The organism is Bradyrhizobium sp. HKCCYLRH1030, assembly GCF_051168395.1.
Taxonomy (GTDB): Bacteria; Pseudomonadota; Alphaproteobacteria; order Rhizobiales; family Xanthobacteraceae; genus Bradyrhizobium.
On record NZ_JBNPUY010000002.1, the window covers coordinates 469,797 to 493,065 of the forward strand.

Below are 23,269 nucleotides of genomic sequence, written 5' to 3' on the forward strand. Positions count from 1 at the left end.
GCATGCGTCATTCTCCCTGCGTCGCCGCGATCACGTCGCTCATGAGCTGCGCGACGCCATCGGCCTCCGGCGGCCAGTTCACGGTGCGGCCGAAACGCGTGATGACGAGACGCTCCGACGGGACGACGATGACATATTGGCCGAGCGTGCCCTTGGCGAAGAACGCGTCGCGCGGCCAGCCATGGGAGGTGCGGTAGTTGGCGCCAAAGCTGTCGCCACTGTTGGTCCAGAAGCCGGCGCCGAGGCCGACGAACGCGCCGGGCGTCGGCACGCTGGCATACGCGACCCAGCCGGCGGGCAGGATGCGGCGGCCAGCCACGACGCCGTCGTCGAGATACAGCTGGCCGAGTCGCGCCCAGTCGCGCGCCGAGGCCAGCATCTGGCTCGATCCCTCCGGTGTGCCGGCGGCATCGAATTCGAGGGTGACGCTGGTCATGCCGAGCGGATCGAACAGCTCGCGATGCGCAAAGCGCAGCACATCCGCGGCGCTGCCGCCGACGGCGTCGCGGATGAGATGAGAGAGGATGACGGTGTTGCCGTCGTGATAATTGCTGACCGCGCCCGGCGTGGTTTCGAGCGGCATGGTTTCGGCGAAGGCGGCGCGGTCCGTTTCGACGAATTTCATGCGGTTGACAGGCTCGAGCACAGAGAACAGCGAGGCCTGCAGCGAGCTGCCGAGCGCGAGGCCTGCGGTGTGGCGCAAGAGGTGATCGACGGTGATGGCGTGGCGCGGATCTTTGTCGTCCCGCCACGCCGCGATGGGCGCGGGCGTATGCAGCGCGAGCTTGCCCTGGCGGACGAGAATGCCGATCAAGGTCGCGGTCATCGACTTGGTCGCAGAGAAGCCGAGCAGCGGCGTGTCGAGCGTGAAGCCCTGGGCGTAGCGCTCGGCGATCACCTTGCCGTCCTTCATCACCAGGATGGCATGGGTATGCCGGAACGGCGGCGAGTCCGGCTCGGCAAAGGCGCGATCCAGCGCTGCCGCGAGGGCCGGAGTGACCGGCGCGACGACGCGTGGCGGAGCGATGTCGGGCAGCAAGGCGGGGGTTGGCGCAGCGGGCCGGATGGCCGGCCAATCCGCCGCTTCGCCATGGTCCATGTGGCAGCCGAGCCCGTCGCGATACACGGCCCGGCTCTGCCCGATCCCGAGCAGCGTCACGGTGACGTCCTTGGCGGCGCGATCGACGCGGACGTCCATCGCCCAGCTCAGCAGGCCGGCGCCGGGCATCGCGGCCCGGGTCTCGGAGAGCGTGCGGTCCGGGTCGAGACCGGAGACGAAGGTCTCCGAGCACAGGAGGCTGGCGATGAAGCCGGTTGCCACCTTCGGCACATCGCGGGCGCGGGCCCCGCCGACCGCCAGGGCGGTCAGCGCGGTGGTGGCAACGAGGGCAAGCAGCAGGCGGCGTCTGGTCATGAGGAGCTCCGGCAGTTGGATCTGCCGGACCAGACTGCGGCTGCGGCCCGGACGCTCGCCGATTTCGGAAATCATCCCAGCCGAGAATCGCCGGGATCTCGCCGATTCTGGAATTCCTCTGCAGTTTCAAGGCTGAACAGATCACGCCGCCGACAGCCTCATGCGCCGGTATTCGGTCGGCGTCACCCCGGTCACCGCCTTGAAGGCGCGGTTGAAGGGCCCAAGCGACTGGAACCCAGCGTCCATCGCGATGGTGATCACGGGCACCTCGGCCTGGGCGGGATCGGCGAGCGCGGCCTTGGCCTCCTCGATGCGGTGGGCGTTGAGGAAGGTGTTGAAGTTGCGGTAGCCGAGCTCGCCATTGATCAGCCGCCGCAGCCGGTATTCAGGAATGGAGAGCTTCGTCGCCAGCATGCCGATCGTGACGTTCTCCTGACGATAGACTCGCTCGTCCGCCATCAGCCGCATCAGCGAATCGACCAGCCTGCGGTCGGCGGCTTTCGGAGCCACCGCTTCGAGCGCCGCAGCCGGTGGCGCCTCCGGCGCGAGCACATCGCCGGCACCGACCTTGAGCAGCATCAGCGCAACGGCCCCGACCACGACCAAGAACATCGCCGCATTGACCACATTGGCAAGCTCGGACGGGCCGCTGCCGGCGGACGCCATCTGCAGCAGCGCATTGACGCCACCGTAGGACAGCGCCGCGATCACGACGAAGGCGCGGATGCGCCGCCGTCCCTCGACGAGATCCGCCGCCCAGGAACGGATGGTCTGCGCCAAGGTCAGGCCGAGGAAGCCGAGAGCCAGCACATTATTGGCGACGATCACGAGCCGTCCATGTCCGGCAGGCCCCAGCACGAGACAGCTCAGCAGGCTGAAGCCGAACACCGCGAGCCAGATCAGGCCGTGCAGCCAACGCAACGCAAAGCCGTCGTCGAACAGCGCGCGGCAGAACAGCCAGAGCACGACGATATCGGCGGTCGCCACCGCAATCAGCGGCGCGGAAGCGAGCGATGGCGCGGCCGTGCCGCCGATGTTGAAGGTCGCGGCATGCGCGGCCGAGCCCAGCGCCAGCGCGATCGCGAGCCGTCCGCGCCATTGCCTGCCGAGATCGCGTCCCAGCGCGACGGCGAGCTCGGCCAGCAGCGCGATGGCGGCGGCGCGAAGCGCGAGATCGAGGCTTTCGAGCGTCATCGTCACGGGTCCGTTGTCAGCGCCGGAACTCTAGGCCGGAGCTTCGCTTCGTTCAAATCAAGCAAACGCGGCGACCTCCTGCCCTGCCGTCGCCTCGGCAAAGCTGCTAAGCTCGCGCGACCACATTGCAGGAGCGCCCCATGAGCTGGCAGCCATCGATCGATCCCGAGTTCGGCGATCCCACATCCTGCGACGCGCTGGAGCACGTCATCGTGCCGCGCACCCGCGATCTCGGCGACGGCTTTGCCGTGCGCCGCGCGCTGCCGCACGGCCGCCGGCAGATGGTCGGGCCGTTCATCTTCTTCGATCATTTCGGCCCGGTGCAATTCATGTCCGGCAAGGGCATGGACGTGCGGCCGCATCCGCATATCGGGCTTGCCACCGTCACCTATCTGTTCGACGGCGCCATCATGCATCGCGACAGCGAGGGCAACGTGCGGGAGATCCAGCCCGGCGCGATGAACCTGATGACGGCGGGCCGCGGCATCGCGCATTCCGAGCGCACACCCGACCTGCAGCGGCAGAACGGGCAGAGGATGCTGGGCCTGCAGAGCTGGATCGCGCTGCCGGTCGAATCGGAAGAGATCGCGCCGAGCTTCCAGCACTACGCGGCGGACGCGCTGCCGACGGTCAGCGACACCGGCTTCTCCGCGCGCGTCATTGCCGGCAAGGCGTTCGGCGCGGCCTCGCCGGTGACGATGGTCTCGCCCTGGTTCTATGTCGAGGTCACGGCGCAGGCCGGCACGGTGGTGCCGCTCGATCCCGATCACGAGGAGCGCGCCATCTACATCGTCGATGGCGAGGTCGAGATCGCGCGCGAGCGCCACGAGGGCCCGCGGCTCCTGATCTTCCGCCCGGGCGACGCCATCAGCGTGCGCACGGTGAAGCCGACCCGGATGATGTTCCTTGGCGGCGACGCCCTGGAAGGGCCGCGGCACGTGTGGTGGAATTTCGTCTCCTCCAGCAAGGAGCGCATCGAGCAGGCCAAGCAGGACTGGAAAACCGGCCGCTTCGCCGCCGTTCCGCAGGAGCACGAGTTCATTCCGCTGCCGGAATAGGCTATTGCGGTCGCAACGCTCCCGTTTCGAAGGCTCTGCACGATGACCACGCTTCTCGCCAGCAATCTGCCGCTCCCGAAGATCGGCCGCGGCAAGGTCCGCGACATCTATGCCGTCGGCGACGACCGCGTGCTGCTGCTGACCACCGACCGGATCTCGGCCTTCGACGTCGTGATGAACGAAACCATCCCGATGAAGGGCGCGGTGCTGACGCAGATCTCGGCCTACTGGTTCAACGCGCTCGAAGGCGTGGTGCATCACCACATGATCTCGGCCGACACCGACACGATCATCGCGGAGGTGCCAGCGCTGGCGCCGCATCGCGACGAGATTCTCGGGCGCGCGATGCTGTGCAAGCGCACCACCGTGTTCCCGATCGAATGCGTGATCCGCGGCTATCTCTCCGGCTCGGCCTGGAAGGAATATGCGGCCCATGGCACGCTGGCCGGCGAGCAGCTTCCCGCCGGCCTCGTCGAGAGCCAGAAGCTCGACCCCGCGATCTTCAGCCCCGCGACCAAGGCCGAGACCGGCCATGACGAGAACATCACCATTGCGCGAATGCGCGAGGTGGTCGGCGACGACACCGCGTATACGCTGGAGAGCATGACGCGCGCGGTCTACACGCTGGGTGAAAAGCTGGCGCGCGAGCAGGGCATCATCATCGCCGACACCAAGTTCGAGTTCGGCCGCGACAAGGACGGTCACATCATCCTGATCGACGAGGTGATGACGCCCGACTCGTCGCGCTTCTGGGCCGTCGATGCCTATCAGCCGGGCCAGCCGCAGCCGAGCTTCGATAAGCAGCCGCTGCGCGACTATCTCGATGCCGAGCGCCGTGCCGGCCGCTGGAACGGCGACGCCCCCCCGCCGCCCTTGCCGCAGAGCGTGGTGGATGCGACCAGCCAGCGCTATCTGGAGGCGTTCCGGCGGGTGACGGGCAGCGAGCTGAAGATCTGAGCACTGCACGTCTCTCGCCGCGATGACGGAGCCGAAGGCAGTATTTTCTTCGGAGTGGGAGTCGAACTGGTACCGTATCGGCGGTGCGCTCCCCCGCCCCGCTTGCGGGGAGAGGGCTGGGGTGAGGGGGGCTCTCCATGCACACCAGACTCGCGGAGAGCCCCCGTCACCCGGATTGCATCTTCGATGCAATCCGACCTCTCCCCGCAAGCGGGACGAGGTGAGAACTGATCGTTCTGCGAGGCGCGTGCTCACATCAGCCAAGGCATCGTTGATCATCGGAGAGTTGCTAACGAGACGCGCTGCGTCGATCTCGCGGCCATGCTTGCCCGAGCTATGCTGATCGATCTCGCCCTCTGAAAATGCGAGGGCGCAGGGAAGGCCGGGAGCTGGCCGCCCCCATGGCCCGCGTGCGAAAGAAAATGCACGCGGCGGTCACCACAGGTTCAGCCGAGACATCCCGGCCCTCCCTGCGCGATGGGTTTAACGGCTGCTCCGTACTCTCCCCGGGGACCGGCTTGTTTGCCCCCGTCGCCCGCCACGACGCACGAACGTCATCGCGAGATTGGCGCCAGCATCGGGGCGCCAGGACCACACGGCTTGACCGTCCGCGCGCTGCCGTTCGTCAGCGCAAGAGCGCCTGACAGGCACGCGGCCACCGCTCCCCGCCTCTACGTATCGTGACGACGCGTACGCCCCTCTGCATGAGGACGGGATGCGCGGATAAGAACATGATTTCGGAAATAACGCAAGTCAAAAATTGATTGGTGATAGAGTAGCCCGACGGCCGGGGCCGTAAGGAGGGCAAAGGCGCAGCTATGCTGTCTCCGAACGTGATCGCGGTGGCGCCGTGCCCACCAAGTCGCTGATCGAGGGTGGGCACGCTGCCGCCCCACCGTACCGGCCGACCCATCCCGCGATGGTCACGATTAGGATGTGCTACAACATCATATGACGCCGACTACGACCATCGCCATCATCCTGCTGCCAGGAATGGACGGAACCGGAGAGCTCCTGAAGCCGCTTGCCGAGCGCCTGTCCGCGAACCGGCCGACGCAGATCATCGCCTACCCTCTCGATCGACCGCTCGATTACGACCAGCTCGCGACCTTCGTCAGTGAGCGGTTGCCGAGAGATCCCTTCGTCATTCTCGGCGAGTCGTTCTCCGGACCGATCGCCATCGAGATTGCAGCGACTGACGCGCGAGTCGCAGGGCTCATCCTTGCATCGAGCTTCGCGCGCCATCCGTTACCGGCCTGGCTTTCGCACGTCGCGTCGCTGCTCGATCTGAGATGGCTTCCATCAAACCTCTTCGCCGCGATGATCATGGGACGGATGGCGACACCGGAGCTCAGGCTGCAGCTGAAGGACGTCTTGAGATCGCTTCCTGCGGCAGTTCTTCAAGCACGCGCCAAGGACGCCCTTCGCGTCGACAAATGCGACCGGTTGGCCCTGACCAATTGTCCGGCGTTGTGCCTGCACGGCCGCGCGGATCGGCTCGTGGGCCGGCGACAGACCGCCGAGATCCTCACGGCACGCCCCGACTGCAAGCTGTGCGAGCTGGATGCACCGCACATGCTGCTGGCAACCCATGCCGAGGCCGCGGCGGCGGTGATCGACGATTTCTGCCGGCGCTTGGAGCGCAACTAGTCCTCGAACCCCACGAACACCGTCGCTTCCTTCACCGGCTTCCGCTCCGACACCACGGCGTTGGCCGGAAAATCATGATCGGGCCAGCCCAGCGCGATGCTCTTCATGATGACCTGGTCGTCGGCGATGCCGGCGTGCTCGCGGACCACGGGCGATTGCATGATGCCCTGGCTGTTGATGACGGCGCCGAGGCCGCGCGACCAGGCGGCGTTGACCAGCGCATTGGTGACGGCGCCGCAGTCGAACGGCGTGTCGTCGCTGCCGTCGAGCGCACGATCATAGGTCACGATGATGCAGACCGGTGCGTCGAACTGGCGGAAGCCGCGTAGCACCCAGTCCTGTCGCTTGTCCTTGTCGTCGCGCGCGATGCCCATGGCGGAGAACAACTGCTTGGCGACCTGCACCTGGCGCTCGCGATGCGCGCCCGCGAAGGGCTGGCCGATACGGAATTCACGCGACTGCGGGACGCCGGCGACCATCCGCTCGGTATTGCCGGCGCGGATGCGGTTCAGCGGCTCGCCGGTGATGACGTAGAAATTCCAGGGCTGGCTGTTCATCGACGACGGCGCGCGCATCGCAAGCCCGATGATCTCCTCGATCAGCGCCCGCGGCACCGGATCGGGCTTGTAGCCGCGGATGCTGCGGCGGCCGAGGATGACGTCGTCGAACTGCATGTGTGTGATAGTCCCGTGATGACAGCTGATCTGCCGGGAATATTCGCGGCTTTCCGGTTCCGGTGCAAGGTTGACGCGCGAACCGATCGGGGTGTCGCGAACACAGGAGGTTGTGATCGAGCTAGACCTTCAGCATCGACAGCACAGCGCGCGCGAGATCGGCCGGACATTCCACGAGGCGGTCGGCGCCGGCCATCTCGAGCTCGTCGCGGCTGCCATAGCCCCAGAGCACGCCGAGGCTGCGCATCCTGACGGCATGGGCGCCGGCAATGTCGTGGCGGCGGTCACCAACCATGATCGCGTCGGAGGGTGCGATATTCCGCTCGGTGAGAATATGCGCGAGCAGCTCCGGCTTGTGGTCCAGCAGACCTGACGGCACCGAGCCGTGGATGGCGTCGAACAGCGACGCGAGATCGAGATGCTCGAGGATGCGGCGCGCAAACACCTCCCGTTTGGACGTCGCGAGATAGAGCCGCACCCCCGCACCATGCATCTCGTGCAGCGCGTCGCGAATGCCGGGATAGAGTTCGCTGCCGAACAGTCCGCTCTCGCCGTAATGCTGGCGATAGGCGGACACCGCTTCGTCGACCCGATCATCGTCATAGGCCTGCAGCAGCGCCCGCAACATGTCCTGCAGCGGCGGCCCGATGACACTGCGGATATCGAGCGTGTCGACCGGCGCGTGTCCGAGCGCACGCAAGGCGGCCAGGGTGCTCGCGGCGATGCCGGGCTGGGAGTCGATGAGAGTGCCGTCGAGGTCGAGCAGGACGGAGTGACGATCGAGGCTCATCATATCAAGCCTTCGCACTGGGACGGCTCGAAACTACACCATACCACCGCGCGAGATGGTGGAGGTGATCCGGCGGATCGAGCTTGGCGCGGACCGCGAAATCCATCGTCACCATGGCGCTGATGTCGGCAATGGTGAAGTCGGGTCCGCAGACGAAGGCGTGGTCGGCCAGCCGCGCATCGAGCCAGGCGAAGTAGTGCGTGGCGCGGAGACGCCCGCGCTCCGCCAGCGCCGGAATCTGCTCGAGCGGCAACGGGCCGGGCAGAGCGCGGCTCTCCAACCCTGGCGCACTGTTCCGGAACGCTTCCTGGATGGCGTAGATGCCGTCCCACTCGATCCGCCGCACCCAGCATTCGATGACGGCGCGCTCCTCCGCGCTGCGCCCCATCAGGGCCGGCTCGGGATGCAGCTCCTCGAGGTAGCGGCAGATCGCGATGATGTCGGTGATCGCAGCGCCGCTGTCGAGCTGCAGGACCGGCACCGTGCATTGCGGGTTCAGCGCGCGAAATTCCGGCCGGAACTGCTCGCCGGCGCGCAGGTCGAGCTGAACGGTGGGAATCGTGAGGCCCTTCTCGCTGAGGAAGATGCGCACGCGGCGCGGGCTTGGCGCGGTCGCGGAATCGTACAGCCTCATGAGCGTCCTCTCTGCGGGATTTGGCTGGAAGGTTGGCAGGTGCGGCGGATGGCGCGGCTACGCCGCGCCGAAGATTTCGTCCTGGTCCATGCGCACCGCACGCAAGGCGCGGGTCCGTCGCCACGCGTCCAGCTGCACCGAGGTGGCGTAGGTGATCAGCAGCGAGCGACGGCGGGCGCCGCTGCGGTTGCGGGTCGCGCCGTGCAGCAGGTTGACGTCGAACAGCAGGATGTCGCCGGCTTCGCCTGCCGTGACGAACGGGGCGGCCTGCGCATCATCCGTGTCGCGGCGATGCGTGCCCGGCGCCACCTGCGTCGCGCCGTTGTCGGGGCCGAACGGATCGAGGAAGGCGAGCGCCGAGACGGCGTCGGTACGGAACCGGTCGACGCCGTCGCGATGCAACGGCTGCTGGCCGCCATCGGCGAGCGGCTCGCGGCCCTCGACTTGGCCGAGGAAGAACGGCGCCTTGAGAATGTGAGACACGGCCGCGAGCATCACCGGCAGCCGGCAGGCGCGCTGCACCGTGGCATCGAGATCGACCATCGCGTGGCGCCAGTCGCGGCCGCGCGGCACCGGCCATTGCTCGGATGGCAGCGTGCCCGCCTCGAACGCATCGCGCAGCGGCGGGAGCCAGTCCGCCGGAATCGCGCCGCGCAGCAGCAGATAACCGTCCGCATCGAGGCGGCGCGCATCCGCGTCCGGAAGCTGGCCGACACCGACGCGCGTGAAGGCTGCGGTCATGGTGAGCTCGCACATTGAGAGGTCGTGGTTCGCCGCGTCATGGTCGACGATCCGGCGCGTCTGGGCAAGCGGCTCGCTTACGCCCGTGCAGCCCGGTGGCGCTTCGCGCCGTCGCATTCATCCGGTGGTGATGTCCATCGCCGCAGAAGACGCTGAGACGATGGGCCGCACTGCGGAACGGGCGGCTCGCAGCCGCAGTTCACCGTTCGTTAACCCTCTCGACCTACGCCTCGTTAGCAACACTCTGCAACGATCCGACATACGGGGTAAACGAGCAGTCGAGCTCCTTGGAAACACACATGGTCGCCATCCAAAGCACCAACCAGATCTCGCCCGCCAACGAGCGGGTCTATCGCCAGAGCAACCTGCTGGGCGAGTGGAAGGGCAGTTGGACGGCCAACGGCCAGGCCGTGAGCTTCAAGGTCGTCAACATCAGAGGCGCCGCCGCGACGGTGGAATACACCCATAACGGCCGCACCGAACGCGGCATCGGCCAGGTCAACGGCTCGACCATCGACTTCGGCGCGGTCACGCTCGGCACCAAGAACGGCAAGAACGCCGTGCTGCTGTTTTCGGCCGGCGGCGGCAAGGCCACCGCGATGCTGGAGAAACAGGCGCCTCCCGCCGACGAGAGCAATCTGGTCGGCAGCTGGGCCGGCTACTCCGGCGAAAACGGCCAGAGCGCGAGCTTTCGCGTGCTGTCCGTCAGCGGCAAGGAGGCCCAGGTCAGCGTGACGACCAACGGCGTCACGCGCCAGGGCACGGGGATCGTCTACAACAACGTCATCATGTTCGGTCAGTCGCAGATCTCGACGACCGACGGCAAGAGCGGCAAGGTCATCTTCCAGGTCGGCAACAAGTCCTACCTGGTGCCGGTGGACAAGCTGCCGAAGACGGCCTGAGCCCAGGCGTCCAGAGCTCAGACGCCCGCCATCATCACGTACTTGATCTCGAGGTATTCCTCGATGCCGTGATGCGAGCCTTCGCGCCCGAGGCCGCTCTCCTTCACGCCGCCGAACGGCGCGACCTCGGTGGTGATCAGACCGGTGTTGACGCCGACCATGCCTGATTCCAGCGCCTCCGCGACGCGCCAGACCCGGCCGAGATCGCGGGCATAGAAGTAGGACGCGAGGCCGAACGGCGAGGCGTTGCACATCGCGATGACATCGGCCTCGTCCTTGAAGCGAATGACGGGCGCGAGCGGGCCGAACGTCTCCTCATGCGCGACCAGCGCGTCGGCCTTGACGTCCCGAAGTACGGTCGGCTCGAAGAAGGTGCGGCCGAGCGCATGGCGCTTGCCGCCGGTCACGACCTTCGCCCCGCCTTTGACCGCATCGGCGATGTGGCGTTCGACCTTCTCAACCGCCTCTTCGTTGATCAGCGGCCCCTGGGTCACGCCGGCCTCGGTGCCCTCGCCAATCTTCATCGCCGCGACCTTGGCGGCGAGCTTCGCGACGAAGGCGTCGTAGATGCCATCCTGCGCATAGAGGCGATTGGCGCAGACGCAGGTCTGGCCCATGTTGCGATATTTCGAGACCATGGCGCCTTCGACAGCCGCATCGACATCGGCATCGTCGAACACCACGAACGGCGCGTTGCCACCGAGCTCGAGCCCGAGCTTCTTCACCGTGCCGGCCGACTGGCGATAGAGAATCTTGCCGACCTCGGTCGAGCCGGTGAAGCCTATGAAGCGCACCGACGGATGCTCGCACAGCACTTTGCCGATCGGCGGCGCGTCGCCGGTGACGATGTTGAGCGCGCCCGCAGGAATCCCGGCGCGTTCGGCCAGCACGGCGAGCGCCAGCGCCGACAGCGGCGTCTCGTTGGCCGGCTTCAGCACCACGGTGCAGCCGGCGGCGAGCGCGGGCGACACCTTGCGGGTGATCATCGAGTTCGGGAAATTCCATGGCGTGATGGCGCCGCAGACGCCGATCGGCTGCTTCAGCGCCAGCAGGCGCGCATCCGGCTTCTGGGTCGGGATGGTCTCGCCATAGACGCGACGCGCCTCCTCGGCGAAGAACTCGATATAGGCGGCGCCGATATCGACCTCACCGAGCGCCTCCGTCAGCGGCTTGCCCTGCTCGGAGGTGAGGATCAGCGCGAGATCCTCGCGGTTGGCCGTGATCAGCTCGAACCATTTGCGCAAGGTATTGGAGCGCTGCTTGGCGGTCAGCCGGGCCCAGGACGGGAACGCGCGCGCGGCGGCCTCGACGGCTTGCGTGGTCTCCGCCGCACCGAGTTGCGCGACCTTGGCGAGCTCGGCGCCGGTGGCCGGATTGTTGACCGGGAGCACCGGCGTACCGACCCACGCACCATCGATGTAGCACTGCTCGCGCAGCAGCGACGGATCCTTCAGGCGGTCACGCAGGCTCGGGGCGGCAGTGGAGGCACGGGCGGCGGCGGGCGGTGTCATCGGGCTACTCCTCGAAAGCGAGCGATCGTCCCCGAATATAGCCACGCCCCGGTGGCGGCGCACGGCGCGTGCGCCTCCTCAACGGTACATTCGATCCGGCGATCCGTGCCTGTACGGCACCAAATGCTGAATGCTGACGAGCCGACCCGGGATCAGGCCGCGCCGCTCATATAGGTCTCGCGCCGGCCGATCATGCGCTCCGCCGCCGCCTTGGCGTCGGCCTTGGTCGAGGTCGCGCAGGTGCGGTATTCCAGGTCCGGCAAGGCGGCGGGATCACGACGGCCGAACCATGATTTCTGCCCCACGGGCAGCAGCGCCAGGGCCTGCGCCACATTGTCGACCGCGCCGAACGCATACAGCGCCCCGGTCGCCGCGATGCGCACTTCGTAGATGCCGGGCGTGATCGGCGCCTCGATATTGTCGCCGCGCCCCGGGCGGGGATACCGCTTCCACTCGCTCCACGTTGAAATCATATCGCCCCCAACGGCGGACATTGCCGCCAAAGCCATGCCATCGGCTCGAAAAAGCCGGTTCTTGAACCCTTTAATGCAAAAATGGTTGCAACTCACAACAGTCGCAAGGCCGTGGTGGGAACATGGCCCCCATGTGTCGGACTCGCGACTGAGTGGAACTAATCATGATTCTGGCGAGAAATTGAAGCGCTGTGGCCTCCGCAGCGCTGTTGTCCCCCGCCTGCTTCGTTCGCGCCGCATCATCACGAGATCGCGACCGGCCGTAAGACCGGCGGTCCTTGCTGCCCAGGCCGGCCCGAGAAACAATCGCCTACCGTCATCAAGAACGGAACGGAGGAGACCATGCAGAACAAGACCGACATCGACGGCGTGCTGCGGCAGAAGGCGGAGGCGGGAGAGATTCCCGGCGTCGTCGCTATCGCCGCTGACAGCAACGGCATCATCTACGAAGGCGCCTTCGGCAAGCGCGACCTCGGCCGCGACGACCCGATGACCACCGACAGCGTGTTCTGGATCGCCTCGATGACCAAGGCCATCACCTGCGCGGCCGGGATGCAGCTGGTCGAGCAGGGCCGGCTGTCACTGGATGCGCCGATCGGCACGGTGCTGCCGGACCTCGCCGCGCCCAAGGTGCTCGACGGTTTCGACGCCAATGGCGAGCCGATCCTGCGGCCGGCGAAGACCGCGATCACGCTGCGCCATCTGATGACCCACACCGCCGGCTTCTGCTACGACATGTGGAACGGCGATATGGCCACCTATGTGCAGAAGGCCGGAACGCCCGGCATCATCACCTGCAAGAACGACGCTCTCAAATTGCCGCTCGCCTCCGATCCCGGCACGCGCTGGGAATACGGCATCAACATCGATTTCGTCGGCAAGGCGGTCGAGGCCGCCAGCGGCCAGAAGCTCGACGCGTACTTGCGCGACCATCTGTTCGCACCGCTCGGCATGGACGATACCGGCTTCAAGCTCGGCCCGTCGCAGCGCGCGCGTCTGGTCGGCATGCATGCCCGCGGCGAGGACGGCAGCCTGGCGCCGATCCCGTTCGAGCTCGAGCAGGAGCCGGAATTCCACATGGGCGGCGGCGGGCTCTACGGCACGGCCGGCGACTACATCCGCTTCACCCGGATGATCCTCAACAATGGCCGCGGCAACGGCAACCAGGTGCTCAAGCCCGAGACGGTCGCGGCGATGCGCGACAACCATATCGGCGAGCTCGAGATGACGAAGATGGCCGCGGCGGTGCCCGGCGTGACCAACGACGTCGATCTCTATCCCGACATCGTCAAGAAATGGGGCTTGAGCTTCATGATCACGACGGCGCAGACCCCGGAGGGCCGCAGTGCCGGCAGCCTCGCCTGGGCCGGCCTCGCCAACACCTACTACTGGATCGATCCTGCGCGCGACGTCACCGGCGTGATCCTGATGCAGCTCCTGCCGTTCGCCGACCGGCTGTGCCTGGAGACCTTTGCCGGCTTCGAACGCGGGGTCTATGCCGGGCTCGATGCCGCGGGCGGACAGAAGGCGGCGTGATCAGATTGATAGCTCGGTCCCGCTCCGAGCGGACTCGTTGTTAGTTCGACGTCATGTCCGGGCTCGGCCAGGGCATCCTCGTCTTTCACGACGACAACTCAAGAAGCGTGCATGGCCGGGTCAATCCCGGCCATGACGGTGCAGAGATATCACGGTGCAGAGAGTGGTGTCGGAAGCGCAAGAGAACGGCTGCGTGACCACAGCTTCGACCTACACCTTCAGTCCGTTCTGAGCCGCCAATTCCTTCAGCGACACCTGCGGCCTTGCACCAATGTGCTGGATCACCTCGGCGGCGGCGAGGCCGCCGAGGCGGCCGGCCATCTCATAGCCGGTCTTGCGCACCAGCCCGAACAGGAAGCCGGCGGCGAACAGATCGCCCGCGCCGGTGGTATCGACCAGGCTCTCGATCGGATGCGCCGGCACCGAGATCACGCCGTCATTCGACACCACGACGCAGCCTTGTTCGCTGCGGGTGACGATGCCGAGCGTGGCGTCCTCACGCAGCTGCTTCAGCGCGCCGTCGAAATCCGAGGTCTGGTACAGCGAATGCAGCTCGGCCTCGTTGGCGAAGACGAGATCGACGGTGCCGCCGCGCATCAGGTCGAGAAACTCCTCGCGATAGCGATCGACGCAGAACGAATCCGACAAGGTCAGCGCGACCTCGCGTCCGGCGTCATGCGCGATCGCCGCCGCCTTCACGAACGCATCCTTGGCGTCCTTCGGGTCCCACAGATAACCTTCGAGATAGATGATGCGCGCCGCCGCAATCTGCGCGGGATCGATGTCCGCGGCGGTGAGATTTTGCGCGGCGCCGAGATAGGTGTTCATGGTGCGCTCGCCGTCCGGCGTCACCAGGATGTAACAGCAGCCGGTCGCCGGGCCGTCGGCAGCGGGCACGGTATCGAAGGTGACGCCGGCGGCGCGGATATCATGCCGGTACATCCGGCCGATCTGGTCGTCCTTGACCTTGCCCACGTAAGCGGCACGCGCGCCCAGGCTGGCGAGGCCGGCGATGGTGTTGGCCCCCGAACCGCCGGACATCTCGGTGGCCGGACCCATATCGGCATAGATCGCGGCCGCGCGGGCCTCGTCGATCAGCGCCATGCTGCCCTTGGTCATGCCGTGCCGGGTGAGAAAGGCTTCATCGGCATGCACCAGCACGTCGAAGATCGCGTTGCCGATCCCGAGAACATCGTATTTCGCGTCAGTCATCCACTGGCCCCGTTTACGGCGTTTTGCAAACGCTGCGGCCTATCACAAGCGGCGCTGCTATAGAAGCCTGATGATCCGCTCATTCGTGACTGTGTTGTCAGGAACACTGGCCTCGCGCCTGCTCGGCTTCGTCCGGGATGCGCTGATGGCCGCGCTGCTCGGCGCCGGTCCGGTCGCGGACGCATTTCTCGCGGCGTTTCAGCTCGTCAACGTCGTCAGGCGATTGCTGACGGAGGGCGCGCTCAATGCAGCCCTGGTGCCGGCCTGGCTGCGAATATACCAGCAGTCTGGTAGGACACATGCGGCAGCTTTTGCCGGCCGCGTGCTCGGCACCGTCAGCGCCGGCCTGCTCGCCGCCACCTTGGTGCTGGCGCTGCTGATGCCGTTCGTGATGACCGTGCTCGCGCCGGGCTTCGCCGGTGAAGAGACGCTCACCCTGGCCGTCAACGATGCCAGGTTGATGCTGCCCTATCTCGCCTTTGCCGGCCCCTCGACGGTGCTGCTCGCACTGTCCAGCGCGCAACGACGCTTTGCGCTCGCGGCCTTCGCCCCGCTGCTGTTCAACGTGGCATTGATCAGCGTGACCATCGTGCTGCTGATGCAACATCCGGACCCTGGAAGCGCCGCGCTGCTGCTCGCCGCCACGATCGGTGTCGCCGGGCTGCTGCAGCTCGCGATGCTCGCGCGGCGAGGCCGCGACGGCCCCCTCGCCTCGCCGGTGCGCGTCACCTTCCATGGCGAAATGCGCGGCTTCTTCGCCAAGGCGCTGCCCGGCATGGTCGCCAGCGCCGGCCCGCAATTGCTCGCGGTCGGCGGCGCGGTCATCGCCTCCACCTCGCCTTCCGCGGTGTCGTGGCTGTATTTCGCCAACCGCCTGATCGAGCTGCCGCTCGGGCTCGTCGGCGTTGCCATGGGCACGGTGCTGGTGCCGGAGCTGACGCGCGCGCTGCACGAGGGCAACGAGGAGGCTCTGGCGGAGGTGCAATCGCGCGGCCTCGAGCTGACGATCGGGCTCGCGCTGCCTGCGACGCTCGGACTCATGATCCTGAACGAGCCGATCATTCGTTTGCTGTTCGAACATGGCGCATTCAGTTCGGACGATGCCGCCGCGACGGCGCAGGTGCTGACCTGGCTCGCGGCAGCGTTGCCGGCGCAGGTGCTGACCAAGGCGCTGCAGCCCGCCTTCTTCGCGCGCGAGGACACGCGGACGCCGCTGCGCGCGACGTTGATCGGATGCGGTGTCGCGATCGCGCTGGCGTTCCTGCTCGCACAATTGTCTGCGGCAAGTGGCATCGCGGCAGGGCTCGCGCTCGGTGCCTGGGCCAATGCGGCGGTCCTGATCCGGCGTGGCGCCACGCGCTTCGGTTTCGCGCTTCCCCCTGCCTCGCGGCGCCGGCTGCCGCGCATCACGTTGGCTGCGATGGTCATGGGCGCGGTCCTCTGGACCGTCGCCGGACGCTTCGCCGGCACGTGGAGCAGCAGCCATCTCGGCGCGGCCGCCCTGCTCGCCGCCCTGATCAGCGGCGCCATCATCCTCTACGGCGTGCTTCTGTTGTCCCTGGGCGCCGTAAGCTGGCGCGAAACCGTCCGGGCGATCCGGCAAAAGCCCGCCGGCGACTTGCACCTTTGAGGCGCACGTGCCAAACGACCCCAAATCCATTCATCCGGAACAGTGACCATGGCCTTCGTGGAACGGGTTTTCTCGGGCGTCCAGCCGACCGGCAACCTGCATCTCGGCAACTATCTCGGCGCGATCGTCAACTTCGTGAAGATGCAGGAGACGCATAACTGCATCTATTGCGTCGTCGACATGCACGCGATCACGATGCCGATCGATGTCTGGGGCGGCCCCGCCGAACTCGCGCGCAACACCCGCGAGGTCACCGCCGCCTTCATCGCCGCCGGCATCGATCCGAAGAAGCACATCGTGTTCAACCAGAGCCAGGTCTCAGGGCACGCCGAGCTCGCCTGGATCTTCAACTGCGTCGCGCGCATCGGCTGGCTGAACCGCATGACGCAGTTCAAGGAGAAGGCCGGCAAGGACCGTGAGAACGCATCGGTCGGTCTGTACGACTATCCGGTGCTGATGGCCGCCGACATCCTGCTGTACCGCGCCACCCATGTTCCGGTCGGCGAGGACCAGAAGCAGCATCTCGAGCTCTCGCGCGACATCGCGCAGAAGTTCAACAATGACTACGGCGACTCGATCCGCAGCCACGGCTTCGGCGACGGCCTGTTCTTCCCGCTTCCGGAACCCTTCATCACCGGTCCCGCGACGCGCGTGATGTCGCTGCGCGATGGTACCAAGAAGATGTCGAAGTCCGATGCCTCGGACTATTCGCGCATCAACCTGACCGACGATGCCGATACGATCGCGCAGAAGGTCCGCAAGGCCAAGACCGATCCGGAGCCGCTGCCGACCGAGGAAAAGGGGCTGGACGCGCGTCCCGAGGCCGACAACCTCGTCGGCATCTACGCGGCGCTGTCGGACCGCAGCAAGGCCGATGTGCTCAGGGATTTCGGCGGCGGCCAGTTCTCCAGCTTCAAGAACGCGCTGGTCGAGCTGTGCGTCACCAAGCTCGGGCCGATCGCCGCGGAGATGAAGCGCCTGACCGCCGATCCCGGCTACGTCGAGTCCGTGCTGGTCGACGGCGCCGACCGCGCCCAGGCCATCGCCGCGGAGACCATGAAGACGGCCAAGGACATCGTCGGCTTCATCCGCAAGCCCTAAGCAGCACGGCGCGCGCTCCGGAGTCGGCCTTGCGGCCGTAGCCAGGATGAGCGAAGCGACATCCTCGCTACTAGAAGCCGCACCACCGCTGTCGTTGCGGGCGCGATGGAACCCGCAGCCCTCTCCCCAACGGAGATGGGCTGTGGCAGCATCGCGGCCGGATCGACTCGCAGCAGCAGGCGGGAACGCGATGGCGGCGCAGCGGCAGAGCTACCAGACCGGCCATGCGCCGAAATGCCTGGTCGTGGTCGACGACAGCGAGGAGTGGGACCGCGCGGTCCGCTATGCCGGCCGCTGGGCGGTCCGTTCCGGCGGCCGTATCGTCATGCTGCACGTCATCGAAACGGAGGACCAGAACCAGCAATGGCTGGGGGTCGCCGATCTGATGCGGGCCGAGGCGCAGGAGCAGGCGCATGCCGAGCTCGACCAGGCCGCGGCGCTGCTGTCGGCGATCGGCGTGACCGCGCCGGAACGGGTGATCCGCGAGGGTGAGCCGACGGCGCAGATCCTGGAGACGATCGAGCACGACAGCGACATCGCGCTGCTGGTGCTCGCCGCCCATTCCGGCCCCGAGGGCCCCGGCCCGCTGGTCACCCATGTCACCAAGACGAGCGGTGCCTTCCCGATCCCGCTGGTGATCGTGCCGGGCGATCTCGGTGACGCCGATCTCGACGCTCTATCATAGGCTTAGATCGGAAACGCCGGCCATGCCCCCTTGATCGTGCGCGCGTTCGCGCCATCTGCTATGAGGACACCACAGGCCGGCCTTGAACCGGCGCTGCCGGAGAAAACCATGTTCATCCAGACCGAAGCCACCCCCAATCCCGCCACCTTGAAGTTCATCCCGGGCCGCGTCGTGCTGCCCGCGGGCACGATGGAGTTCGGCAGCCGCGACGCCGCCGCGCGCTCCCCGCTGGCCGAGCGCCTGTTCGCCGTCGACGGCGTCAGCGCCGTGTTCTACGGCGCCGATTTCATCACCGTCACCAAGAGCGACGGTGAGTGGCAGCACCTCAAGCCGGCGATCCTCGGCGCGATCATGGAGCACTACATGTCGGGCGCGCCGCTGCTCGCCGACGGCAGCGCCGCCAATGATGAATCCGCCGACGAGGACGACGAGTTCTACGACGAGGCCGACACCGAGACGGTCGGCATGATCAAGGACCTGATCGAGAGCCGCGTCCGCCCGGCCGTAGCCAATGACGGCGGCGACATCACTTTCCGCGGCTTCAAGGACGGCATCGTCTATCTCAACATGAAGGGCGCCTGCTCGGGCTGCCCGTCGTCGACCGCGACCCTGCAGCACGGCATCCAGAACCTGCTGAAGCACTTCGTGCCCGAGGTGGTTGAAGTCCGGCCGATGTAGGAAGGCAATGGCGAATGGGGTTGGCGAACAGATCTGCGCGCTAATCATCATTTGCCTCTGCTCACGCTGCGCTGCCGAGGGTGGCGGCCACGGCCGCCCCCACCGCATGCTCGACGGTATCTCGCTCGTCACCGCGCTCGGCGCGCCGACCGGCTTCGCCGGCGCCGCCCAGACTTGCGCCAATCGGTACTTTCGCCGGACCTGTTCGTCGCCCCCCACTGCGCTCGAACTTGACCGAGCGGAATTGGGCGTTTGAGGCTGGTCCGGATGAGGCGGCGACCCCCATGCCATCGGTGCCGAACCCGAGCACCGGCTTGCGAGCGATTGATCGCCTCGACCCGGCCCCATCGCGCCGGCATCGCCTTTGCCACCGGGATGGCGCGGCGGCCTGAACGTCGAACCGGACGATCAATCCAACAGCCCGGAAAGATTTGCTTGAATGAGCGCCAATTCAGTAGTTTGCGGTCGTGCGCCGTGATGCGTTTTTCCCGATCAGGATGTAAGAAAGCGGCAACCGACTTTATCAAAGCCCCAAAAAGGTATTCGGCGCTCCTTTCAATGTGAATCTGACCGGATGTTGATCCTCGCCATCGATACTGCCCTCGACCATTGCGCGGCTGCCGTTCTGGACACTGATTCGGCCGCGATGCGCGCCGAGGAAACGCTGCCGATGAAGCGCGGCCACGCCGAGGCGCTGATGCCGCTGATCGCGCGCGTGATGCGCCAGTCGGGCGTCGGCTTCCACGAGCTCGACCGCATCGCGGTGACGACGGGTCCTGGTAGTTTCACCGGGCTGCGCGTCGGCCTCTCCGCCGCGCGCGGCATTGCCTTGGCGGCGCACAAGCCGGTCGTCGGCGTGACCACGCTGTCGGCCTACGCGGCGCCGATCGTCAGCGAGGACCGCGCCAACCCGGTGATCTCGGCGATCGATGCCCGGCACGACCATGTCTACTACCAAGTCGTGAGCGGCAGCGGCGAGGAACTGGTCGCGCCCCAGGTCGCTGCGACAGACGACGTCCTGGCGGCCGCGCGGCTCGGCGCCCCGCACCTCGTCGGCAACGCCGCGGCGCTGCTGGCCGAGCGGTGGCCCAAGGACGCAGCCGCGCCAGTTGCGGTCGACTCGCAAGACGGGCCCGACATCGGCTGGGTCGCCTGGCTCGGCGCGGCCGCCGACCCGGCGCACGCGCCGGCGCGGCCGTTCTATCTGCGCGCGCCCGACGTCAAGCCGCCCGCCGGTGCGGCGCGTCAACCGGCGCAGACGGCCGTCTCGTCATGAACATGTTCTTCCGCTGGCTCGGCAGCCCCAAACCGTTGATCGAAGCGGCCGCGCCGCGCGACGCCGCCAGGCTCGCCCAGATCCACGCCGCCTCGTTTCACCGCGGCTGGGGCGAAGGCGAGTTCGAGGCGATGCTGGCCGAGCGCAACACCATGATCCATCGGCTGCGGCTCGGGCGGAAGCTCATCGGCTTCATCGTCTCGCGAATCGGCGCGGACGAAGCGGAAATATTGTCAGTTGCACTTGACCCAAATCAGCGCGGCCGCGGATTTTCTCGTGATCTGTTGCTGCAGCATCTCGGGCACCTCGCGGGGCGCGGGGTCCGGACGGTCTTTCTCGAAGTGGAGGAAAACAACCAGCCGGCCCGCCGACTCTATGAACGCGCCGGATTTGCGACCGTGGGCCGTCGGGAACGCTATTACCTTCAGCCCGGCGGGGAACAGTTGAATGCGCTTCTGATGCGCCGGGACTTGTCGTAACCTGCGCTTGGTGGCAGAAAGCGCATCCTTGAGGCGAGACACGATGACCTCCTTGAAAACCACGCCAGCGCTCAATTCCACCGGAATCGAGGCCCGCTGTGCCGCCACCGGCATGCGCATGACCGAGCAGCGCCGGGTCATTGCCCGCGTGCTCGCGGAAGCCTGCGACCATCCCGACGTCGAGGAGTTGTACCGGCGCTGCGTCGCCGTCGACGACAAGATCTCGATCTCCACGGTCTATCGCACCGTGAAGCTGTTCGAGGATGCCGGCATCATCGAACGCCATGATTTCCGCGAGGGCCGCGCCCGCTACGAGCAGATGCGCGACAGCCATCATGATCATCTGATCAATCTGCGCGACGGCAAGGTGATCGAGTTCACCTCCGAGGAGATCGAGAAGCTGCAGGCCGAGATCGCCCGCAAGCTCGGCTACAAGCTGGTCGATCACCGGCTGGAGCTGTATTGCGTGCCGCTCGACGAAGAGACGAATGGCTGACGCGGCGCCGGCTTCGAACCTCGATCTCGTCATTTTCGATTGCGATGGCGTGCTGGTCGACAGCGAGGTGATCTCCTGTCAGACGCACGCCGACGTGCTCAGCCTGTGCGGCTATCCGATCACGACCGAGCAGGTGTTCGCGCGGTTCCTGGGCCGCTCCCTGAAACAGGCGAAGCTCGAGGTCGAGGCCGAGCTCGGTCGTTCCCTGCCCGACGATTTCAACCCGAAACTGCAGGATCGCCTGTTCCGCGCCTTCGAGCAGGACCTCGCGGCCATCGACGGGATCGCGGAGGCGCTCGACACCATCGACGTGCCGGTGTGCGTCGCCTCCTCCGGCTCGCACCAGCGCATGCGCGTCAGCCTTGGCGCCACCCGGCTCTACGATCGCCTCGCCCCGCACATCTTCTCATCCTCCCAAGTCGAGAACGGCAAGCCCGCGCCCGATCTGTTCCTGTTCGCGGCAGCGCAGATGAAGGCGCGTCCCGCGGCCTGCGTGGTGGTCGAGGACAGCACGGCCGGTATCCGGGGCGGTGTCGCGGCCGGCATGACAGTGCTCGGGTTTCACGGCGGCAGCCACTGCCGGCCCGGGCACGCCGACGACCTGCGAGCGGCCGGCGCCACCGTGGTTTTCGACGACATGCGGCAGTTGCCGGCGATTCTGAGCCGGCTGGCCGAGAAAAAGCCCGCGATCGCTGGATTTTCGGCCCCCTAGCCTATATCTGAGCGCGGCGCCGAATTGGGCGCGCCTCCGACTGCATGCAAGGGTTCATGACGCCGCCGCGCAAGCTGCACATCAAGTCCTATGGCTGCCAGATGAATGTCTACGATGCCCAGCGCATGGTGGACACGCTGGGGCCTGAGGGCTTCGTCGAGACCGCCGAGGCCGGCGACGCCGATCTCGTGATCCTCAACACCTGCCACATCCGCGAAAAGGCCTCCGAGAAGGTCTATTCGGAGCTCGGGCGGCTGCGGGTCGCGAAGGAGGACGCCGCGCGGGCCGGCCGGACGATGCAGATCGCCGTGGCCGGCTGCGTGGCGCAAGCGGAAGGCGAGGAGATCATCGCCCGCGCCCCCACCGTCGACGTCGTGGTCGGCCCGCAGAGCTACCACCATCTGCCGCAGCTCCTGGCCCAGGCCCGCCGCGGCGAGCGGGCGATCGAGACCGAATTCCCGGCCCAGGACAAGTTCGGCTTCCTGGCGAAGCCCAGCCGCGAGGCGATCCGCGCCCGCGGCGTCTCGGCCTTCGTGACCGTGCAGGAAGGCTGCGACAAGTTCTGCACCTTCTGCGTGGTGCCGTATACGCGCGGCAGCGAGATGTCGCGTGCGGTGACACGCATCGTCGACGACGTGACGCAGCTCGTCGACAATGGCGTTCGCGAGATCACCCTGATCGGCCAGAACGTCAACGCCTATCACGGCGAAGGCCCTGACGGCCGGCCCTGGACGCTGGGGCGGCTGCTCCATGGGATCGCCGAGATTCCGGGCGTGGCGCGGATCCGCTACTCGACCAGCCATCCCAACGACGTCGACGACAGCCTGATCGCGGCGCATCGCGATCTCGAAGCGGTGATGCCGTTCGTGCATCTGCCGGTTCAGTCGGGATCTGACCGCATCCTGAACGCCATGAACCGCAAACACACGGCGACTGACTATCGCAAAGTCGTCGACCGTTTTCGCGCCGCCCGTCACGACATTGCATTCTCTTCGGATTTCATCGTCGGGTTCCCGGGCGAGACCGAGGAAGATTTTCGCGCCACCCTCGCCCTGATCGACCAAATCGGCTACGCTGCGGCGTATTCGTTCAAGTATTCGCCGCGCCCGGGAACTCCGGCAGCGGACATGCCGGAGATGGTGTCAGCGACCGAGATGGACGAGCGATTGGAGCGCCTCCAGAGCTTGATCGACAGCCAGCAAGCAGCCTTCAACAAGGCCGCGATCGGCCAGGTCGTCGACGTGTTGTTCGAGCGGCCAGCGCGCAAGCCCGGGCAACTGGTCGGACGGACCGCGTATCTGCAACCGGCCCACGTCATGGCGTCCGACGACATCATCGGCCAGGTTCTGCCGGTGCGGATCGACAGTCTCGAACGCTACAGCCTGCTCGGCGAGCTCGTCACGGCCGCGCCGGCAGTGATCTCCCCCACGCCCCTCGTGTCCATCGGAGGCTGAGCACTTGCCCAA

At 66.7% G+C, this 23,269-nt stretch carries 23 protein-coding genes; 14 read left to right on the forward strand and 9 right to left on the reverse strand.

The genetic code is table 11. The features are described 5' to 3' along the window. Positions 1-7: 7 nt before the first annotated feature. A complete protein-coding gene (locus ACQR1E_RS07485; RefSeq protein ID WP_434842502.1) occupies positions 8-1,414 on the reverse strand; it encodes a serine hydrolase domain-containing protein in 1,407 nt (468 codons plus the stop codon). Between the two features lie 141 nt (positions 1,415-1,555). Further along, the gene (locus ACQR1E_RS07490) at positions 1,556-2,608 is read right to left on the reverse strand and encodes a helix-turn-helix domain-containing protein (RefSeq protein WP_316194636.1); all 1,053 of its coding nucleotides are present in this window, start codon (positions 2,606-2,608) and stop codon (positions 1,556-1,558) included. Between the two features lie 140 nt (positions 2,609-2,748). Between ACQR1E_RS07490 and ACQR1E_RS07495 the strand changes: the two genes are divergently transcribed. From ACQR1E_RS07495 to ACQR1E_RS07505, 3 genes are all read left to right on the forward strand, one after another. Then, positions 2,749-3,666: a pirin family protein gene (locus tag ACQR1E_RS07495; protein ID WP_434842500.1), complete on the forward strand. Its 918-nt coding sequence runs from the start codon at positions 2,749-2,751 to the stop codon at positions 3,664-3,666. A gap of 42 nt (positions 3,667-3,708) precedes the next feature. Continuing rightward, a complete protein-coding gene (locus ACQR1E_RS07500; protein ID WP_315715007.1) occupies positions 3,709-4,623 on the forward strand; it encodes a phosphoribosylaminoimidazolesuccinocarboxamide synthase in 915 nt (304 codons plus the stop codon). Positions 4,624-5,574: 951 nt separating this feature from the next. Beyond that, complete coding sequence (locus tag ACQR1E_RS07505; RefSeq protein WP_315825640.1) at positions 5,575-6,273, forward strand: alpha/beta fold hydrolase; 699 nt, start codon at positions 5,575-5,577, stop codon at positions 6,271-6,273. Here the strand turns inward: ACQR1E_RS07505 and ACQR1E_RS07510 are convergent. The 4 genes from ACQR1E_RS07510 to ACQR1E_RS07525 all read right to left on the reverse strand — a co-directional run bounded on the left by ACQR1E_RS07510 (position 6,270) and on the right by ACQR1E_RS07525 (position 9,112). Next, the gene (locus ACQR1E_RS07510; RefSeq protein ID WP_315751798.1) at positions 6,270-6,947 is read right to left on the reverse strand and encodes a nitroreductase; all 678 of its coding nucleotides are present in this window, start codon (positions 6,945-6,947) and stop codon (positions 6,270-6,272) included. The genes ACQR1E_RS07505 and ACQR1E_RS07510 overlap by 4 nt on opposite strands. Before the next feature lie 121 nt (positions 6,948-7,068). Further along, positions 7,069-7,737 carry an HAD hydrolase-like protein gene (locus ACQR1E_RS07515; protein ID WP_434896990.1) on the reverse strand — a complete coding sequence of 223 codons (669 nt, stop codon included), beginning with the start codon at positions 7,735-7,737 and terminating at the stop codon, positions 7,069-7,071. A gap of 4 nt (positions 7,738-7,741) precedes the next feature. Next, the gene (locus tag ACQR1E_RS07520; protein ID WP_434896864.1) at positions 7,742-8,371 is read right to left on the reverse strand and encodes a glutathione S-transferase family protein; all 630 of its coding nucleotides are present in this window, start codon (positions 8,369-8,371) and stop codon (positions 7,742-7,744) included. 57 nt (positions 8,372-8,428) lie between these two features. Beyond that, complete coding sequence (locus ACQR1E_RS07525) at positions 8,429-9,112, reverse strand: phytanoyl-CoA dioxygenase family protein (RefSeq protein WP_434896865.1); 684 nt, start codon at positions 9,110-9,112, stop codon at positions 8,429-8,431. A 299-nt stretch (positions 9,113-9,411) separates the two neighbouring features. On the opposite strand from ACQR1E_RS07525, the gene ACQR1E_RS07530 reads away from it, so the two are divergent. After that, positions 9,412-10,014, forward strand: a complete 603-nt coding sequence (locus ACQR1E_RS07530) for a hypothetical protein (protein WP_315716947.1) — start codon at positions 9,412-9,414, stop codon at positions 10,012-10,014. Between the two features lie 17 nt (positions 10,015-10,031). Here the strand turns inward: ACQR1E_RS07530 and ACQR1E_RS07535 are convergent, their stop codons facing one another. Together ACQR1E_RS07535 and ACQR1E_RS07540 are read right to left on the reverse strand one after the other, a co-directional pair. After that, a complete protein-coding gene (locus ACQR1E_RS07535) occupies positions 10,032-11,525 on the reverse strand; it encodes an NAD-dependent succinate-semialdehyde dehydrogenase (RefSeq protein WP_316194641.1) in 1,494 nt (497 codons plus the stop codon). 152 nt (positions 11,526-11,677) lie between these two features. Next, positions 11,678-11,998: a hypothetical protein gene (locus ACQR1E_RS07540; RefSeq protein WP_011942561.1), complete on the reverse strand. Its 321-nt coding sequence runs from the start codon at positions 11,996-11,998 to the stop codon at positions 11,678-11,680. 342 nt (positions 11,999-12,340) lie between these two features. Between ACQR1E_RS07540 and ACQR1E_RS07545 the strand changes: the two genes are divergently transcribed. Further along, positions 12,341-13,534 (forward strand): serine hydrolase domain-containing protein, encoded by a 1,194-nt coding sequence (locus tag ACQR1E_RS07545; RefSeq protein ID WP_315716945.1) that lies wholly within the window; start codon positions 12,341-12,343, stop codon positions 13,532-13,534. Between the two features lie 210 nt (positions 13,535-13,744). Here ACQR1E_RS07545 and ACQR1E_RS07550 read toward each other — a convergent pair whose 3' ends face one another. After that, complete coding sequence (locus ACQR1E_RS07550) at positions 13,745-14,746, reverse strand: adenosine kinase (protein WP_315751792.1); 1,002 nt, start codon at positions 14,744-14,746, stop codon at positions 13,745-13,747. A 70-nt stretch (positions 14,747-14,816) separates the two neighbouring features. On the opposite strand from ACQR1E_RS07550, the gene murJ reads away from it, so the two are divergent. The 9 genes from murJ to miaB all read left to right on the forward strand — a co-directional run bounded on the left by murJ (position 14,817) and on the right by miaB (position 23,257). Further along, positions 14,817-16,376 carry a murein biosynthesis integral membrane protein MurJ gene (murJ, locus tag ACQR1E_RS07555; protein ID WP_434896866.1) on the forward strand — a complete coding sequence of 520 codons (1,560 nt, stop codon included), beginning with the start codon at positions 14,817-14,819 and terminating at the stop codon, positions 16,374-16,376. Positions 16,377-16,424: 48 nt separating this feature from the next. Beyond that, a complete protein-coding gene (gene trpS / locus ACQR1E_RS07560; protein WP_015663202.1) occupies positions 16,425-17,477 on the forward strand; it encodes a tryptophan--tRNA ligase in 1,053 nt (350 codons plus the stop codon). 190 nt (positions 17,478-17,667) lie between these two features. Then, entirely contained in the window at positions 17,668-18,162 is a 495-nt protein-coding gene (locus tag ACQR1E_RS07565; RefSeq protein WP_315716941.1) for a universal stress protein, read from the forward strand. A gap of 108 nt (positions 18,163-18,270) precedes the next feature. Then, the gene (locus ACQR1E_RS07570; protein WP_434896867.1) at positions 18,271-18,840 is read left to right on the forward strand and encodes a NifU family protein; all 570 of its coding nucleotides are present in this window, start codon (positions 18,271-18,273) and stop codon (positions 18,838-18,840) included. A 574-nt stretch (positions 18,841-19,414) separates the two neighbouring features. Further along, positions 19,415-20,116: a tRNA (adenosine(37)-N6)-threonylcarbamoyltransferase complex dimerization subunit type 1 TsaB gene (tsaB, locus tag ACQR1E_RS07575; RefSeq protein ID WP_315716939.1), complete on the forward strand. Its 702-nt coding sequence runs from the start codon at positions 19,415-19,417 to the stop codon at positions 20,114-20,116. Next, positions 20,113-20,595, forward strand: a complete 483-nt coding sequence (rimI, locus tag ACQR1E_RS07580; RefSeq protein ID WP_316166350.1) for a ribosomal protein S18-alanine N-acetyltransferase — start codon at positions 20,113-20,115, stop codon at positions 20,593-20,595. The genes tsaB and rimI overlap by 4 nt, the downstream gene beginning before the upstream one ends. A 43-nt stretch (positions 20,596-20,638) precedes the next feature. Next, entirely contained in the window at positions 20,639-21,091 is a 453-nt protein-coding gene (locus ACQR1E_RS07585) for a Fur family transcriptional regulator (protein WP_315716937.1), read from the forward strand. Beyond that, on the forward strand, positions 21,084-21,803 hold the full coding sequence (locus ACQR1E_RS07590) for an HAD family hydrolase (RefSeq protein WP_315716936.1): 720 nt from the start codon (positions 21,084-21,086) through the stop codon (positions 21,801-21,803). Before ACQR1E_RS07585 ends, ACQR1E_RS07590 begins: the two co-directional genes overlap by 8 nt. 56 nt (positions 21,804-21,859) lie before the next feature. Continuing rightward, entirely contained in the window at positions 21,860-23,257 is a 1,398-nt protein-coding gene (gene miaB / locus ACQR1E_RS07595) for a tRNA (N6-isopentenyl adenosine(37)-C2)-methylthiotransferase MiaB (RefSeq protein WP_315751787.1), read from the forward strand. The last annotated feature ends 12 nt before the right edge of the window (positions 23,258-23,269 follow it).